The sequence below is a fragment of the Boseongicola sp. genome, from assembly GCA_014075275.1.
In the GTDB taxonomy this organism is placed as follows: domain Bacteria; phylum Pseudomonadota; class Alphaproteobacteria; order Rhodobacterales; family Rhodobacteraceae.
Window position 1 is genome coordinate 470,239 of record CP046179.1, and the last position, 15,891, is coordinate 486,129.

The window sequence follows — 15,891 nt, forward strand, 5'->3', positions numbered from 1 at the left end:
ACAAGGGAGAAACCTCATGTCTGATTTCCCAACGACAGCGCGTGTTGTCATCATCGGCGGCGGCGCGGTAGGGGCCTCGGCGCTATATCACCTGGCCAAGGCGGGCTGGACCGATTGCGTCATCCTCGAAAAGAACGAGCTGACGGCGGGATCCACATGGCACGCCGCCGGGAACGTCCCGACCTTTTCGACTTCGTGGTCGATCATGAACATGCAGCGCTACTCAACCGAGCTTTATCGGGGCCTCGCCGAAGAGGTCGACTATCCGATGAATTACCACGTCACAGGTTCGCTTCGTCTTGCTCATTCGAAAGAGCGGATGCAGGAATTTGAACGCGCCGCTGGCATGGGCCGCTATCAGGGTATCGACATCATTGACCCGGCTGAAACGCAGGCGCGTTATCCCTTCCTGGAAACCCATGATCTGGTCGGCTCGCTTTATGATCCGACTGATGGCGACATTGATCCGGCCCAATTGACCCAAGCATTGGCCAAGGGCGCGCGCGACATGGGCGCGAAGATCTTACGCTTCACCCCGGCCACTGGTGTGCGCCGCGAAAACGGCGAATGGGTGGTCGAAACGGAAAAGGGCGAAATCCGTTGCGAATACGTGGTGAATGCCGCCGGATACTATGCCCAGCGCGTCGGCGAATGGTTCAAACCTTACGGTGGCCGCACCGTTCCGATGATGGTGATGAGTCACCAGTATATGTTGTCCGAAGAAGTCCCCGAGATCGAAGCTTTCTCGAAAGAGACCGGTAAAAAACTGCCGCTGCTGCGTGATGTCGATGTGTCTTATTACCTAAGGCAAGAAAAAAACGGTTTTAATCTAGGACCTTACGAGATGAACTGTAAGGCGCATTGGGTCACGCCCGAAGATCCAATGCCCGAAGATTTCAGCTTCCAGCTTTATCCCGATGACCTGGACCGGCTCGAATACTACATCGAAGACGCCATGGCCCGCGTCCCACTTCTGGGCACCTCGGGCGTGTCCCGTGTCATCAACGGCCCGATCCCATACGCACCCGATGGCCTGCCGTTGATCGGGCCCATGCCCGGCGTTCCAAACGCGTTCGAGGCCTGCGTGTTCACCTTTGGCATCGCCCAATCCGGCGGCGCTGGCAAAGTGCTGGCCGAGTGGATCACCGAAGGCGAAACCGAATGGGATATGTGGGCCGTCGATCCCCGCCGCTACACCGATTACACCGACAACGACTATTGCATTGCTAAGGGAAAAGAGACCTACGGCCACGAATACGCCATGCACTTTCCGTGGATGGAATGGCCGGAAGGGCGCAATCAGAAACTGTCGTCCATCCACAGTCGTCTTGAAGACGCGGGCGCTGTGCTCGGCTCATACAACGGCTGGGAACGCGCCAATTGGTTTGCCAAGGACGGTGACGACATCAGCATCGAGGCCACCAAAACCTGGGAACGCGCAGGCCCGTGGGAGCAACGCGTGCGCGAAGAATGCGAAGCGGTCCGTGACGGTTGCGGTGTGATCGCAATTACCGGCTTTTCCCGCCTAAAACTGGCAGGCCCTGGCGCTCTGGACTATCTCGATAGCCTCAGCGCCTCACGGATGCCATCGCCGGGCCGCATCGGGTTGGCCTATTTCGCAGACACTCGCGGTCGCATCCTGACGGAAACCTCAGTGGCTGTGCATTCGCCCGAAGACGTCGATGTCGTTGCCGCCGCCGTGGCGCAATGGCATGACCGCGACTATCTGGCAAAAAACCTGCCTGATGGCGTCACGATGACTGACCACACGCGGGAACGCGAATGCCTGCTTGTCACCGGCCCAAAAGCCCGCGAAATCCTCGGTCCCATCACAGAAGGCTTCGATCTGTCCAAGGGCTGGTTGACCGTTCAGACCGAAGGCACCATCGCAGGCAAACCCTGCACATTGGCGCGGGTTTCCTTCGCAGGCGAACTTGGCTGGGAAATCCACAGCCTCATGGAAGACGCGCCTGCAATTTGGGATGCGGTCACCTCCGGCGGCGCAACGCCATTTGGGATGTGGGCGTTGAACAGCCTTCGCATCGAAAAAGGCTACCGCGCCTGGAAGGGTGATTTGTCCACGGATTACAGCCTGTTAGAGGGCGGCCTCGACCGTTTTGTCAAACTCGATAAGCCGACTGACTTTCCCGGCAAGGCCGCGCTGCAGAACGAAAAACAGCAAGGTGTCTCTAAGCGATTTGTTACACTTTCGGTCGACGCGGGTGCTGCTGATGCGCCCTATATGTCAACGCTTTGGCACGACGGACAAGTGGTCGGTGAAACCACGTCGGGCGCATGGGGTTACCGCGTGAACGCTTCCATCGCGCTGGGAATGCTCCGCGCCGATCTGGCAACACCGGGCACTGAAATCGAGGTTGAAATCTACGGCGAGCGGTGTCGCGCAGTGGTGCAAGAAGACCAACCCATCTGGGATCCCGCCAACGATAGGATCCGCGCGTGACGCAAAAATTGACGCAATTTCTGCAATGGATTTTGACGCAAAATCCCACCCCGGAAAATGCGTCATTTTCCAATCCGATTTCTGTGTCAGAAATCACTGCCTGGAGAGGCACATGATCACCAAGGAAGCAGCCCGGATTATCGCTGAGTTCCCGTTAGGCGTCGTGGCAACTGTCACCTCCGACGGCACCCCTGCCGCTTCCCCAAAAGGCACCTTCCTCGTGCTGGATGACACCACGATTGCATATGGCGACATCCGTTCCCCCGGAACGCGCGCGAACCTCGATCAGAACCCGAAGACCGAAGTCGTCTTCGTCGATACATTCCGCCGTAAAGGCGTGCGCATTCGCGGAAACGCGACGGTCCACACTATCGGGTCGGAGCCGTTCCAAACGCTCATCGGCAAATGGCGCGAGACCTGGGGCGACCTAGCCGATCGCATCAATGCTCTGGTTGTGATCAACATCGACCGTGCGCTTCCGTTGACGACCCCACCCTACGACGATGGCGTCACGGAAGACGAAATGATTGCGCTCTATGTCGCGAAATACGCAGCACTCTATCCGGCCAGCACCAAATGACCGATATCACCCTTCTTGACGGCGGCATGGGGCAGGAGCTTCTTGCAAGGGTTCCCGACGCGCCCACCGGCCTCTGGGCCACGCAAGTTATGGTCGATCACCCGGGACTGGTCGCTGACATTCATAGGGACTACTTCGACGCGGGTGCCACCATCGCAACCGCCAATACCTACGCGCTTCACCATGACCGCTTCACAGGAACAGCCCAAGAGGGGCAGCTTGCAACGCTCATGCAACGCGCGCTTGAGGAAGCACATGCCGCCAAGCCCGCAATTGGCCGCATTGCCGGGTCCATCGGCCCGCTGACGTGGTCCTACAAGGCGGAAGGCTTGCCTGCCTACCGCGAGGCCCGAGAGCTTTACGCCGAGGTTGCCCAACATCTCGCCTCGCGCACAGATTTGCTGATCTGCGAGACGGTCGCCTCGGTCGAACAGGCGCGGGCAAGCCTCGATGGCGCGCGCGAAACCGATCAGCCAGTTTGGCTGTCTGTTACGCTTGACGACGAAGACGGCATCCGCCTGCGCTCAGGCGAACACCTGAACGGGCTCAAAGACTTGGACCCCGACGCCTGGCTTGCCAACTGCTCGGCCCCCGAGGCCATGCCTGCCGCGCTGGCTATATTTGCCACTTGGGGCAAACCCTTCGGGGCCTACGCCAACGGCTTTAAGGAAATCACCAAAGCCTATCTCAATCCGGGAAGCTCGACCGACGCCCTGCCCAAACGCGACCTCGGCCCTGAAATCTACGCCGATCACGTTCTCGCATGGGTCGAAAGCGGGGCCACCATCGTCGGCGGCTGCTGCGAAACCGGCCCGGCACACATTCGCGAAATCGCCCGACGGCTGACCGCCGCAGGCCACACCATTGTCTAAGGGGATCCTATCATGACCGTTCCTGCCAACGCCCGCGTGGTCATCATCGGGGGCGGCGTCATCGGCTGCTCAATCGCCTATCACCTGGCGAAACTCGGCTGGAGCGACGTCGTATTGATGGAGCGCAAACGCCTGACGTCCGGCACCACATGGCACGCCGCTGGCCTGATCGCCCAGCTTCGCAATTCGTCCAACATGACCAAACTGGCGAAGTATACCCAAGAGCTCTACGGCGATCTGGAAGCCGAAACCGGCGTCTCGACAGGCTTGCGCCGTTGCGGTTCGATCACGGTTGCCCTGACCGAAGAACGCAAAGAAGAGATACTGCGACTGGCCTCGATGGCGCGTGTCTTCGGCGTTGAAGTCGAAGAGATCAGCCCGGCCGAGGTCAAAGCCAAATACGAATATCTGGAAACCAAAGACGTCCTGCAAGGCGTCTGGTTGCCGAAAGACGGGCAGGGCGATCCGGCAAACATTGCGCTGGCATTGGCCAAAGGCGCCCGCCAACGCGGCGCAAAAACCATCGAAGGTGTGAAAGTCACCAAAATTCACCGCTCTGGCAAACGCGTGACCGGTGTCGATTGGGAAACCGAGAAGGGCGAGGTCGGTCACACCGCTTGCGAGGCGGTCGTTATCGCCTCAGGCATGTGGTCGCGTGAAGTTGGCAAAATGGCAGGCGTCAACATCCCGCTGCACGCCTGCGAACACTTCTACATCGTCACCGAAGGCATTGAAGACATGACACAATTGCCGGTTCTAAGAGTGCCGGATGAATGTGCGTATTACAAAGAGGATGCGGGCAAAATCCTGCTTGGGGCGTTCGAACCAGTCTCAAAACCCTGGGGTATGAATGGCATCCCCGACAGTTTCGAATTTGACCAACTGCCGGAAGACTTCGACCACTTCGAACCGATCCTGGAAAAGGCCGTTGATCGCATGCCGATCCTGGCCGAAGCCGGAATTCACACGTTCTTCAACGGCCCCGAAAGTTTCACACCCGACGACGCTTACCACCTTGGTCTTGCCCCCGGCGCAGACAACATCTGGGTTGCCGCGGGCTTTAACTCTATCGGTATACAGTCCGCTGGTGGCGCGGGCATGGCGCTGGCAGAATGGATTGACACCGGCGAAAAACCCTTTGATCTGGGTGATGTCGACATCTCGCGGATGCAGCCGTTTCAGGGCAACAAAAAATATCTCTACGACCGCTCCGTCGAAACACTTGGCCTGCTCTATGCCGACCATTTCCCGTATCGCCAGAAAACCACCGCCCGCGGCATCCGGCGCTCGCCGTTGCACAACCATCTTCTGGAACGCAATGCGGTCATGGGCGAAATTGCTGGCTGGGAACGTGCAAACTGGTTTGCCAATGAAGGTCAAACCCCGGCCTACGAATACAGTTGGAAACGCCAGAACTGGTTCGAGAACTCCGCCGCTGAACACCGCGCGGTGCGTGAAAATGTTGGCATGTATGACATGTCATCCTTCGGCAAAATCCGCGTCGAAGGCCCCGACGCAGAAACCTTTCTGAACCGGGTTTGCGGTAACGATGTCGCCGTAGCTCCGGGCCGCATCGTCTATACCCAATTCCTGAACAAACGCGGTGGCATCGAAGCTGACGTCACGGTCACGCGTTTGACTGAGACCGCCTATCTGGCCGTTACCCCGGCCGCCACGCGCCTCGCCGACCAAACCTGGCTTCAACGCCACACTGGTGATGAACGCGTAGTTATCACGGATGTTACAGCGGGCGAGGGCGTGATTGCCGTGATGGGTCCGAATGCGCGTGAATTGATGACCCGCGTTAGCCCCGACGACTGGTCCAACGAAACACACCCCTTCGGGTTGGCCCGCGAGGTCGAAGTTGGCCTTGGACTGGCCCGTGCCCATCGCGTGTCCTACGTCGGCGAATTGGGTTGGGAGCTTTATGTCTCATCCGATATGTGCGGCCATGTGTTCGAAACCCTGTCAGAAGCAGGCGCAGACCTTGGCGCGAAACTGGTCGGCTTGCACGCAATGGACTCCCTGCGCATTGAAAAGGCCTTTCGTCACTTTGGACACGACATCACCTGCGAAGATAACGTGGTCGATGCAGGTCTGAGTTTCGCGGTGAAAACGTCCAAGCCCGAATTCATTGGCCGGGATTCCGTTCTGGCGCGCAAAGAAAGCGGGCCTGAGCTTCGCATGATGCAATTCCTGCTGACCAATCCCGGACCGTTGTTGTTTCACAATGAACCCATCCTGAAGGATGGCGCATTCGTCGGTTACCTTTCATCCGGCAATTATGGCCATACCTTGGGGGCCGCAGTGGGTATGGGCTATGTGCCAGCGGATTTGGCCACTGAAACAGCAGGCTGGGAAATCGAAGTCGCTGGGCAACGGATCTCCGCCAATGCGTCCCTACGCCCAATGTATGATCCAAAGTCCGAACGGATGCGCGCCTGATCAAATTGAGCGGCGGGTCGAAAAGCCCCGCCGCACACCATTCTTTGAATCACCCGGAAAGCTGACCGAGGATATAAGGTCCCATTGGCTGGCGCAGAGCAGACGGCCCCGAGGGCCAGGGAATGGACGCTGCGGCTCCGCCGCTGCCAGTTTCACCGGCGACAAACTGCGCGCCTGCGCGGCCTGTTATTTTGCTGAGAACCGGTGGACGATGCGTTGTTCGAACGAGTGACCAGGTGCCAGAGCAATGGAAGGGAAGTTCACCTGGTTTGGGGCGTCTGGCCACATTTCAGGCTCGACTGCGATGCCAGAAGGGTCGCCGGTATAAAGGTGCACTCCGGGTGCGTCGGTCAAAATGTCCAGTTGCAGTTTGCCCGACGAAAGACTGACCGCCAAAGCAACATCACCGGCCGGAGCGAGATCAAAACAATGATCGATGTCGAAAGATGGGCTGCGTTTTTGGCGCAGGTCGAAACGGCTGTCGCCGACGTGCGAAACCACACCTGTTGGGATGCTATCAGGCCCGGTTGGAAGATAGCGGTCCGCGTGAACAACCACGTCGTGGCCTTCGCGACCTTGCCCGGATAGCGTCCAATAAGGATGAAATCCTGGCGCCATAAGTGTGTCTTTGTCGCTGGTTGCCGAAATCCGGACATTAAGCTCTGGACCTTGCAGAGCATATTGCACTGTAAGTGTTCGGTTGCCCGGAAATGCTCCATCGGGCAGGTCGCAGATCAGGGTCACGGACGTCTCAGTCTGCGCCTTGATGTTCCAAATCTCGGCAAAAGTCGCAGTATCACCCGAATGCAGAAGGTTTTTCCCTTCGTTCGGTTGAAAGTTCAGGACGTTGTTTCCAAGGGGTGCTGATGCGCCCGAAATTCGGTTCATGACCGGCCCGATGATTGCCCCCGCATAGCGTTCACTGCCTTGCATTGCGTCCAGATCATGCGTGGGCACCAATGATGCAGAACCGCGAAAGCGCAACCCGTTCAGCCGGGCCCCATAGGTCACAATATCTGCCTCAAGGTCTTCTGATCGAAGCGTAACAGCGTGAACGTCACGCCCATCAGGCAAGGTCGAAAACACTCCCGACATCACAGCGCCCTATATACGGACAGTTCAACCGCAACCTGCGGCCAGACCGTCTCGTGACTGTCAAAATCTGCACTTGTGCCCTGAACGGCGGGTCGCTGAATGGGCCGCTTGATGACATTCAAACAGGCGATGTTAGCGCGGTTCAAAGTTTGCTGGGTGGTGTCGAAGGCGCGATCTAGCACCGAAGCCTCCAAACCGCTTGAATTACATTTATTTGCCTCGGCATCTTCGCAAAAGTTATCGACGGTCTCCCAAAAGGGATCAGCAATTTTTGCACGAGCTTTCTGCGCGATGTCGCAAATATCAGGCATTCAGCACCTCAAGTAAAAGGGCATCCATCGGGTCCGACAAATGCAGGGCGTGGTTCAGGAAAATAGCTTGGACCGCACCGCGTTCAATATCGACCGGCGACAATGAAAAGGCAAATGCCGACACGTCTCTTTCGCGCGTCAGCGGATGGCGCAAATGACGGAGGTTTGGCAACTCGTAATTTCTGCGGGCAGTTCCGACATATTTGCCCAGACCAACTCAGGGCGGCGATCGCTACGGTCTATCCGGCCCGTTTCTATGGCATCCAAAGGGGCTTTCTGACCATTCAAACGTAATCCCTGCGTGAAATCACCGACCCTCCCTTCAGCACGCTGTAGAATTTTGGCCGTGCCTGAAGAGGACGAGACATTCGACCTGGTAATCTCTTAGGCCCAAAACCTGCTGCCCTTATCCGCATTCGAAGTCGATGATTATCCGACATCGCGCGAAGAACTTATCGACATTCCGCGCGATCAACTTGACCGTTTCTGCGGCAAGGTCGGCACCTATGATGCGCGCGCGTCTGGCCTCAGCTATCTGATAGCAACCCGGGATACTCGGGTGTCGGAAAAATTCTGACACCCACTCGAGGTCATAGATCGCTCCGATCTACAGCTATAGGGTTGTTCCGGCGGCATCTTGCGCGATACTCGGGACGGCGAACTTGCCATCACCTACAATGTTCTTGGCAGTTATACCTCAGGTCAACTTCAAAAATCAGGCGGCTACAAGACTATCGAAATGCGCGATATTGCCAATGTCATGCTCAGAACAGTTCTGATCACAGACAGCACCGAACATCAGGGTAATGCACAAAATTCGTCAACGTTCTGGCACGCCTGAAACAGCGTCCCGATCTGGTAGAAGCCTCGGGTCTGCCTGCGAGTGATACAAAGTCTCTCGAAGGCCATGCCGCACTCAGACCCATCCAACTTGGTCCTGACCTGGTGGCCTCGCTCGACAAGCTGACCAGAAAGACCTTTCTCAGAAACCGGGAATCCTCCATCAAACAGGAATGACCGATGCCACAGACGTCAAAGAAATAGGTGACCATCCATGGATTCTTTCGCTCTGCACATGTTCACCGAGGCCGTTCAGTCCGAACAACAAACCCTCGGCATGCGCGACCGTTTTCAAAAGGCATATCGAAACAGATTCACCGACGGCCTTGATGAAGACACCAAAGCCTTCATTGCCACGCGCACGTCTTTTTATATGGCCAGCGTTGGCGAAACCGGCTGGCCCTACATCCAGCATCGCGGTGGATCGTCCGGCTTCCTGAAACTTCTGGACTACGAAACCCTGGGATTTGCCGGATACACCGGAAACAAACAGGTGATCACCAAGGGCAACCTCAAGGGCAATGACCGCGTGTCATTGTTCCTGATGGACTACCCCCGCCGCGCCCGCCTGAAGATGATTGGCCACGCCACGATGATCGATGCCAGTGATGACCCCGACCTGGCCGCGCGTCTGGCAGCGCCCGGCGACAACCCCACCGACCACCTGACCACCATCCACATCACGGCCTACGACTGGAACTGTCCGAAATATATAGTGCCCCGCTATACAGAGGCAGAGATTGAGGCGATGTTGGGCCCCAGACTACGGGACCTCACCGAAGAAAACGCGCGCCTTCGCAAAGCGCTCGCCGAAAGGAACACCGACTAAATGACGACCAAAGTATTCGACGGCCACAACGACGCTCTCTCGCGCCTGTGGTGCAGCATGGGTGACCCTGTTCAGGAATTTGGTCAGGCCATTGGCCACGTCAATGTCCCAAACTGCCGGGCAGGGGGGATGGGTGGCGGCTTTTTTGCCATTTTTTCTCCGCCGGCGCGCGCTGTCTTTGATTTTACCAACTTTGATCCCGCAGTTTTCAACAGCCCGTTGCCACCTATGATGGACGAAGGCATCGCTCTCAGTTCTGCTGTCGGTCAGGCGGCGATTGCGCACCAGTTGCACGATGCCGGGCAAATCGAGATCGTCACTGATGCGCCGACTCTGGGGCGTGCTTTCGTCGATGATCCCGTTGCTTGCATTCTGCATCTCGAAGGGGCCGATTGCATTGGCCCCGATCTTCTGGCTCTGGATGCACTTTACGCGCTGGGCCTCAGATCCCTCGGCATTGTCTGGTCGCGGCCGACGATATTTGGCGATGGCGTGCCGTTTGGATTTGAAAGCGATGGTGACACAGGTCCGGGACTGACCGATGACGGAAAGCGACTGGTCGCCCGCTGCAAAGAGCTTGGTATCATGATCGACAACTCTCACCTCACGATGAAGGGTTTTTGGGATGTGGCGGACGCGGGTCTGCCACTTGTGGCCACGCATTCAAATGCGTGGGAAGTTTGCAAAACCAGCCGAAACCTGACCGATGACCAGCTTCGCGCTATCGGAGAAACCGGCGGCATCGCAGGGCTGAACTTCGCAACGGTGTTTCTTGACAGTGCCGCCTGGAAGACCGGCAAGGCACCTATGGATGCCTGTATTCCGCATCTGGCACATATGATCGACGTGGCGGGCGAAGATCACGTTGCAATCGGTTCCGATTTTGACGGCGCTCCTTTGCCCGACCCATTGACGTCGTCCGCGGATCTGCCGCTTCTGATCGCGGCTATGGAACATGCCGGTTTCGGTCAAACCCTGATCGATAAAATTACGCACGAGAATTGGCTGGCGTTTCTGTCAACGCATCTTTCACCAGCCAAATAAACCATCACGCTATCATTATTGGCCCAAAAATATCCCCGCCGGAGGCCAGCGGGCGTCAGCCCGCTCATCGGATTTCGTGTCGAAATCCGCGATGCCTAAAGATTAACGAAGTCAAAATGCTCCGTTCGCAGGCACCGACGTAATACCGACGTGATACCGACGCGATACAGACACGGGAAATATCTCCGAAATTTGCCAAATTCGATCCGAAAAATCGATGTTCAGAACGTCCGGCGACGGCGAGGACCCAGGCGTTGCCTCCATCTGATCCCACGCAGTCACCACCGCTCAGAGATTTCAAACCCGTGCGCCATATCTTCTAGATCGCCGCGAATGAAAACTTCATCTCGGACGAAATCGAGAGACGTCCCATTACGACCAAGGGCGACTATCTAAGCGTCAGTCCTTTCAGTTCATCCCTTTGCGCTTCTACGAGCGTCAAGCAGTTCGTCAATTGCAGTTTTGGCAAAAGAAAGTTCTGGTTTCTGCCGACTTGGGGTTGATGATTTGCACGGCTGTCCTGCTCCAAGAATGTATTTCACCGTGAACTTGGATCGGCAAGGCGTTCATCAAAAATATATATTCATTACAATGATATAGATATGGTGAAGTCGAGGACAGACAGTCGCAAGATCTTACGATTGACAAAGAAATGCCTCCTGCGGGGGCGACTGAAAACGACCAACAAACGACGTATTTGGATAGTTTCCAACATTCTAATCAGATTAACTGGAGGGCAATGAAACCCCAGAAAGTAGCAGGCTTCCGGGCCGACGATATGGCCTTTTAGAACGGAGAAAACAATGACAATTTCCCCCGACGCAATCATCATCGGAACAGGCGTCATTGGCACGGCGACCGCTTTCGAGATGGCAAAAGCCGGCTTCAAAACGCTCTCTTTGGACCGAAATACCCAGATCGGCCACGGCTCTACTGCAGGTTCATGCGCTATCATTCGCATGCATTACTCCACCTTTGACGGCACGGCTTTCGCATGGGAAGGGTATCACTACTGGCGCGACTGGCAGACCTATCTGGGACTGGACGACACAGCAAACTTAGCCGAGTTCCGCGAGTGCGGATGCATGGTCATGAAGACAGCCGAGAACGATTATCTATCCAAACACGCCAAGAATTCACGAGACTTGAACATTCCAATCGAAGAGTGGGACGCCAAGCAAGTCACCGATCGTATGCCGATCTACCAGCTTGATAGTTACTTTCCTCCGAAGTCGCGCGATGATGACGAGTTCGGGCAAACCAATGGCGGCAAATTGAAAGGCGCGGTTTATTGGCCGAACGGCGGTTATGTCACTGACCCGGCGCTGTCTTCGCAAAACCTGGCCGACGCCGCGCGCGCACATGGTGCCGAATTTCGTATGGGTGTGGAAGTATCTGAAATATTGCAAGAAAATGGGCGTGTTCAGGGATTGAAGCTTTCGACAGGTGAAGAAATACGCGCTCCTATCGTGATCAATGTTGCAGGCCCAGGCTCGGCGATCATCAATGAATTGGCTGGAGTTGTTGATGAAATGACCATTTCAACACGTCCTTTGCGCCAAGAGGTCGTTCACGTGCCGTCTCCAGAGGGTTTTGACTTCGAAGGTACGGCCCCCGTCGTTTCTGACAATGATATCGGTGTCTACATTCGCCCGGAACACGGCAATCACATCTTGATTGGTTCTGAAGATCCCGAATGTGATGAGCATTACTGGACAGAAAACGACACCGACTATGATCGCAACTTTACCGAACAATGGACAACACAAGCTATGCGCTATGCCCAACGGGTTCCGTCGTTGGGTATACCGTCCAAAACCCGTGAAGTTGTTGACCTTTATGATGCGTCAACGGATTGGATACCAATCTACGATAAATCCAGCCTCGGGGGATTCTACATGGCCTGCGGCACCAGCGGGAACCAATACAAGAACGCACCAATTGCGGGCAAGATGATGGCGGCGTTGGTGGAATACTGCGAAGCGGGCAACGATCACGACGCAAATCCGCTGACATTCCGACTGCCGTATATCGGTTTGGACATTGATGTTGGATTTTACTCCCGAAAGCGAGAAATCAACACGGAGTCGAGTTTTTCAGTTCTCGGTTAAACCCAAGCTGACCGCCCAGATCGGATCGTTGGCGATCTTCACATTGCACGCTCAAGCCGCGCTGATAGTGCTGCTCATGGATAATTCGAATGAAAGCGTCAAAGAGATTTGACTCGAGTTCCTGACCGCTCGACAGAAACCAGAAAAGCGAAAGCGCATCTCAAATTCTGATTTTGCGTTGTCCTGACAAAGTAATTGGGCAGGCCTGAAACTGGGTGCATCAAAGAATGGCAGGAATACCGAGCTCTCTGAAGGTAGGTCTTATCTATGCCTATGACCCAGTGCAAAAGCCAAATCCCCATCCTCAAAAGAAAAACTGAACAAGGGCGAGTATTTGATGGTGCCCGGGGGCGGAATCGAACCACCGACACGAGGATTTTCAATCCACTGCTCTACCCCTGAGCTACCCGGGCACGGGATGGCATCAATGTGCCGCTTCTCAGTCCGCTGCCTTCTAATTGGCTGTTCTCGGACTGTCCAGTGGTGGAATGCGAAATTTTCAGTGGTGTAACGGAGGTTTGGAAGACTCGATGGTTGGCGCGATTTCATTGACGTCTTCGTCGCCCTCAGGGAGGGAATAACTCTCTGTCAACCAACGCCCGAGATCCACGTCGGCGCAGCGTCGAGAGCAAAATGGCTTGTAATCAGTTGCGGGTTCTTTTTTGCATATCGGGCAACTCACGGCAGCACCTCAAAAAGCGGCAAACGCTCTCGTTTTCGCTGGATTTCCAGATGCCCAAAAGGTGTCCAGCCAACGAGCATCGTTTCAATAGCGTCGCGCCGAAATGCTGTACGGAATTGTTGCTCTACCAGTCGACGATCCCTCTTGGGCATTGGAGCAAGATCCAGAACGATTTGACCACCCAGACCTCGCAAACGCAATTCTCGAGTCAAGCCTCTTATCAGGGCCATATTCGCCTTCAGTCCAGCGGCAGGGGACGTGTCGCCGGACGTATTTACATCAATTGCTACAAATGCCCGAGTTGGCTCGACGTAAGCCACGCCACTATTGTCCAGTGGCATTTCTGCCCGCCTAAGCTGGTCCACACGGTCCAAAACGCCGAATTGATCCATCGCTTCAGGCACATCGGTCGTGCTGTCTGGCGTTGGCCAATCCCTCCAGGCAAGCGTCTGTGCATCTGGTCCTTCCAGAAGCAGCTCTGGCGAGCCCGCGTTGGGTTCCGATGAAATCCGGTGAGCCAAATTCACAATCGCCGCAATATCGTCCCGGATCGTAGTGTCATCGGCACTCAAGGCTGCCGAGCGAACGACAATGCCGGTTTCGGGTGGCGGATTAGCTGACGCCAGTATTTCGCGAAGCGCGACCCGCCGGTCTTCATCTTTAACCATTTTTGAGATGTTCAGACCGGGCGCATCAGGAGTGGCAAGACAGTATCGACTTTTGAGAACCAGTTTCTGAGTCGCGGGCATAGCTTTGCCAGGCTCAGCATAGGACCCCGATTGCACAATAATCGTTTGGCCTGGTGCAATTCCTTTTGCGTTTCTCAAAAATAGATTGCCCTGAGATGTTTCCAGAATTGTTCCGCCTTGGCCTTTCATCGACCGCAACGCCTTGGCGCGAAATATTGAGCCAGAACGTATTCGATTCTCGGGGGAATCAATCAGTAGGTCGTCGAGCTGACCATCGCGGATCAATGCTGCGGCTTGAATGCCGTGGACGTGTCCAAAAACTGCCTGCAAACCCTTCATTTTGCCCAGCCTCGGGCAACCGGAAGGCCAGAGGCTTGCAACAACGTCGCTGTCTCTGCCAGGGGCAGGCCCATGACAGCAGAATAGGAACCCTTTATCCATGGAATAAATGCGGCTGCTGGGCCCTGGATGGCATAGGCCCCTGCTTTGCCACGCCAATCGTCGCAGGCAAGATAAAAGTTCAATTCCTCGTCAGAGAGACGCTTCATTTGAACCGCAGTTGTTACGTGACGCTGAAGCACTCCTTGATCCGATGATACAGTGATGGCCGTGATCACCTTGTGTCGACGGCCTGACAGGGACACCAAAAACTCGGCCGCCTCTTTTTCGTCGTTTGGCTTACCAAGTATGCGTCGTCCAATGGCGACTGTTGTATCAGCCGTCAGCACTAGTTCACCTGGCAATCGAGAGATGGCTGCCGACTTTGCGAGCGCAACACGCACACAATAAGCCAGCGGACGCTCTCCAGAATGGGGAGTTTCGTCGACATCGGCCGCTTGTATAGAGTCCGGACGAATGCCGAGTTGCGCAAGCAGTTCTAACCGGCGCGGGCTAGCCGAGCCGAGAATAAAACGCACCGGCGAACCGTTCACTTGAAGCGGTAATTAATCCGACCTTTGGTCAGATCGTATGGTGTCATCTCGACCTGGACTTTGTCGCCAGCCAGAACTCGGATGCGGTTCTTGCGCATCTTACCTGCCGTATGCGCGATTATCTCATGGCCGTTCTCAAGCTCGACCCGAAATGTCGCGTTCGGCAAAAGTTCCTTCACGACACCAGGAAATTCGAGCAGTTCTTCCTTGGCCATGTTTTCTCCTCTTGCATAGACCCGCCTTTGCGGACGCGGCGAATATGTAGGCGGAATGGCGGGTGAATCAAAGGGGAAAACGAAAAAATGCTGCAATGCAGTTAAAGATGTGTCGAATTGTGAAAGTTGCCGCGAAATTCAACTCAAATCTATGACTGTTGAGCCGTAGAAATTGTGCTGGCATCCTCGGCCCCCTTAGCTGTCACATTCTAATTTTGCGCCAACTAATTGAGGGCGTTTTGATCATGAAAATCTTGATCTGTTGGTGGCGCGCCGTCTCTTGCATTACCGCGTGAAGCCCAGGAAATGGTCCTGCGCCGAGTCTCCATCACTCTGACGTAGGTGGGCCAAATCGACTTTGAATTCGGTCGCTGATCTGGTCTCGAGACTGTCGATAGCTTTTTAATCGTTGTTCGCGCGTTTCACCCAAACCAGTCGGATCCAGGATTGGCCAATACTCCACTTCCAAGTGAAATAGGCGTGTCAAGTCCAGCGCTCGGCGTTGCGATGCCGGAGATAATGCAACGACAAGGTCAAACCCTGACAGGTCATCGCCCCACTGCTCCATTTCGTCAAAGCTGCGTGAACGATGACGGGCCAGCTCAATTCCTAACTCTTCGCAAACGGCGATCGAGAACCCATCAATTTCAAGGTCATTGTGAACGCCGGCAGACTGAACATAGCATCTTTGGCCATAGTATTTCTTCATCATGCCTTCGGCCATAGGAGAGCGAACTGCATTGTAGTCACAGCAAAATAAGACCGACTGTGGAAGTTCGCCCAAG

15 protein-coding genes and 1 tRNA gene are annotated in these 15,891 nt (G+C 55.6%); 8 read left to right on the top strand and 8 right to left on the bottom strand.

What is annotated here, in order from left to right; all coding sequences use genetic code 11:
* Window positions 1–16: 16 nt before the first annotated feature.
* The 4 genes from GKR98_02410 to GKR98_02425 all read left to right on the top strand — a co-directional run bounded on the left by GKR98_02410 (window position 17) and on the right by GKR98_02425 (window position 6,358).
* Complete coding sequence (locus GKR98_02410; GenBank protein ID QMU57156.1) at window positions 17–2,461, top strand: FAD-dependent oxidoreductase; 2,445 nt, start codon at window positions 17–19, stop codon at window positions 2,459–2,461.
* A gap of 112 nt (window positions 2,462–2,573) precedes the next feature.
* Window positions 2,574–3,041: a pyridoxamine 5'-phosphate oxidase family protein gene (locus tag GKR98_02415; GenBank protein QMU57157.1), complete on the top strand. Its 468-nt coding sequence runs from the start codon at window positions 2,574–2,576 to the stop codon at window positions 3,039–3,041.
* Window positions 3,038–3,913, top strand: a complete 876-nt coding sequence (locus tag GKR98_02420) for a homocysteine S-methyltransferase (protein ID QMU57158.1) — start codon at window positions 3,038–3,040, stop codon at window positions 3,911–3,913. Before GKR98_02415 ends, GKR98_02420 begins: the two co-directional genes overlap by 4 nt.
* Before the next feature lie 12 nt (window positions 3,914–3,925).
* Window positions 3,926–6,358: an FAD-dependent oxidoreductase gene (locus GKR98_02425; protein ID QMU57159.1), complete on the top strand. Its 2,433-nt coding sequence runs from the start codon at window positions 3,926–3,928 to the stop codon at window positions 6,356–6,358.
* 186 nt (window positions 6,359–6,544) lie between these two features.
* On the opposite strand, the gene GKR98_02430 is transcribed toward GKR98_02425, so the two are convergent.
* Both GKR98_02430 and GKR98_02435 read right to left on the bottom strand, forming a co-directional pair.
* Window positions 6,545–7,453, bottom strand: a complete 909-nt coding sequence (locus GKR98_02430; GenBank protein QMU57160.1) for a hypothetical protein — start codon at window positions 7,451–7,453, stop codon at window positions 6,545–6,547.
* Window positions 7,453–7,764, bottom strand: coding sequence for a DUF4387 family protein (locus tag GKR98_02435; GenBank protein ID QMU57161.1), 312 nt, complete (start codon window positions 7,762–7,764; stop codon window positions 7,453–7,455). Before GKR98_02435 ends, GKR98_02430 begins: the two co-directional genes overlap by 1 nt.
* Before the next feature lie 637 nt (window positions 7,765–8,401).
* Between GKR98_02435 and GKR98_02440 the strand changes: the two genes are divergently transcribed.
* The 4 genes from GKR98_02440 to GKR98_02455 all read left to right on the top strand — a co-directional run bounded on the left by GKR98_02440 (window position 8,402) and on the right by GKR98_02455 (window position 12,588).
* Entirely contained in the window at window positions 8,402–8,605 is a 204-nt protein-coding gene (locus GKR98_02440) for a hypothetical protein (protein QMU57162.1), read from the top strand.
* A 213-nt stretch (window positions 8,606–8,818) separates the two neighbouring features.
* Entirely contained in the window at window positions 8,819–9,433 is a 615-nt protein-coding gene (locus GKR98_02445; GenBank protein QMU57163.1) for a pyridoxamine 5'-phosphate oxidase family protein, read from the top strand.
* Complete coding sequence (locus tag GKR98_02450; protein ID QMU57164.1) at window positions 9,434–10,477, top strand: peptidase; 1,044 nt, start codon at window positions 9,434–9,436, stop codon at window positions 10,475–10,477.
* An 803-nt stretch (window positions 10,478–11,280) separates the two neighbouring features.
* Window positions 11,281–12,588, top strand: coding sequence for an FAD-dependent oxidoreductase (locus GKR98_02455; protein QMU57165.1), 1,308 nt, complete (start codon window positions 11,281–11,283; stop codon window positions 12,586–12,588).
* 338 nt (window positions 12,589–12,926) lie between these two features.
* Here the strand turns inward: GKR98_02455 and GKR98_02460 are convergent.
* The 6 genes from GKR98_02460 to GKR98_02485 all read right to left on the bottom strand — a co-directional run bounded on the left by GKR98_02460 (window position 12,927) and on the right by GKR98_02485 (window position 15,890).
* Window positions 12,927–13,001, bottom strand: a tRNA-Phe gene (locus tag GKR98_02460).
* Window positions 13,002–13,087: 86 nt separating this feature from the next.
* Window positions 13,088–13,270, bottom strand: a complete 183-nt coding sequence (gene yacG / locus GKR98_02465) for a DNA gyrase inhibitor YacG (protein ID QMU57166.1) — start codon at window positions 13,268–13,270, stop codon at window positions 13,088–13,090.
* Window positions 13,267–14,298 (bottom strand): ribonuclease G, encoded by a 1,032-nt coding sequence (locus GKR98_02470; GenBank protein QMU57167.1) that lies wholly within the window; start codon window positions 14,296–14,298, stop codon window positions 13,267–13,269. The genes yacG and GKR98_02470 overlap by 4 nt, the downstream gene beginning before the upstream one ends.
* Window positions 14,295–14,876: a septum formation protein Maf gene (gene maf, locus GKR98_02475; protein ID QMU59941.1), complete on the bottom strand. Its 582-nt coding sequence runs from the start codon at window positions 14,874–14,876 to the stop codon at window positions 14,295–14,297. The genes GKR98_02470 and maf overlap by 4 nt, the downstream gene beginning before the upstream one ends.
* An 11-nt stretch (window positions 14,877–14,887) precedes the next feature.
* A complete protein-coding gene (gene infA, locus GKR98_02480; GenBank protein QMU57168.1) occupies window positions 14,888–15,106 on the bottom strand; it encodes a translation initiation factor IF-1 in 219 nt (72 codons plus the stop codon).
* Between the two features lie 328 nt (window positions 15,107–15,434).
* Window positions 15,435–15,890, bottom strand: coding sequence for a low molecular weight phosphatase family protein (locus GKR98_02485; protein ID QMU57169.1), 456 nt, complete (start codon window positions 15,888–15,890; stop codon window positions 15,435–15,437).
* Between the last annotated feature and the right edge of the window lies 1 nt (window position 15,891).

Coding starts and splice junctions, on each gene's coding strand:
- GKR98_02410 (QMU57156.1), top strand. CDS start 17: ATGTCTGATTTCCCAACGACAGCGCGTGTTGTCATCATCGGCGGCGGC.
- GKR98_02415 (QMU57157.1), top strand. CDS start 2,574: ATGATCACCAAGGAAGCAGCCCGGATTATCGCTGAGTTCCCGTTAGGC.
- GKR98_02420 (QMU57158.1), top strand. CDS start 3,038: ATGACCGATATCACCCTTCTTGACGGCGGCATGGGGCAGGAGCTTCTT.
- GKR98_02425 (QMU57159.1), top strand. CDS start 3,926: ATGACCGTTCCTGCCAACGCCCGCGTGGTCATCATCGGGGGCGGCGTC.
- GKR98_02430 (QMU57160.1), bottom strand. CDS start 7,453: ATGTCGGGAGTGTTTTCGACCTTGCCTGATGGGCGTGACGTTCACGCT.
- GKR98_02435 (QMU57161.1), bottom strand. CDS start 7,764: ATGCCTGATATTTGCGACATCGCGCAGAAAGCTCGTGCAAAAATTGCT.
- GKR98_02445 (QMU57163.1), top strand. CDS start 8,819: ATGGATTCTTTCGCTCTGCACATGTTCACCGAGGCCGTTCAGTCCGAA.
- GKR98_02450 (QMU57164.1), top strand. CDS start 9,434: ATGACGACCAAAGTATTCGACGGCCACAACGACGCTCTCTCGCGCCTG.
- GKR98_02455 (QMU57165.1), top strand. CDS start 11,281: ATGACAATTTCCCCCGACGCAATCATCATCGGAACAGGCGTCATTGGC.
- GKR98_02470 (QMU57167.1), bottom strand. CDS start 14,298: ATGAAGGGTTTGCAGGCAGTTTTTGGACACGTCCACGGCATTCAAGCC.
- infA (QMU57168.1), bottom strand. CDS start 15,106: ATGGCCAAGGAAGAACTGCTCGAATTTCCTGGTGTCGTGAAGGAACTT.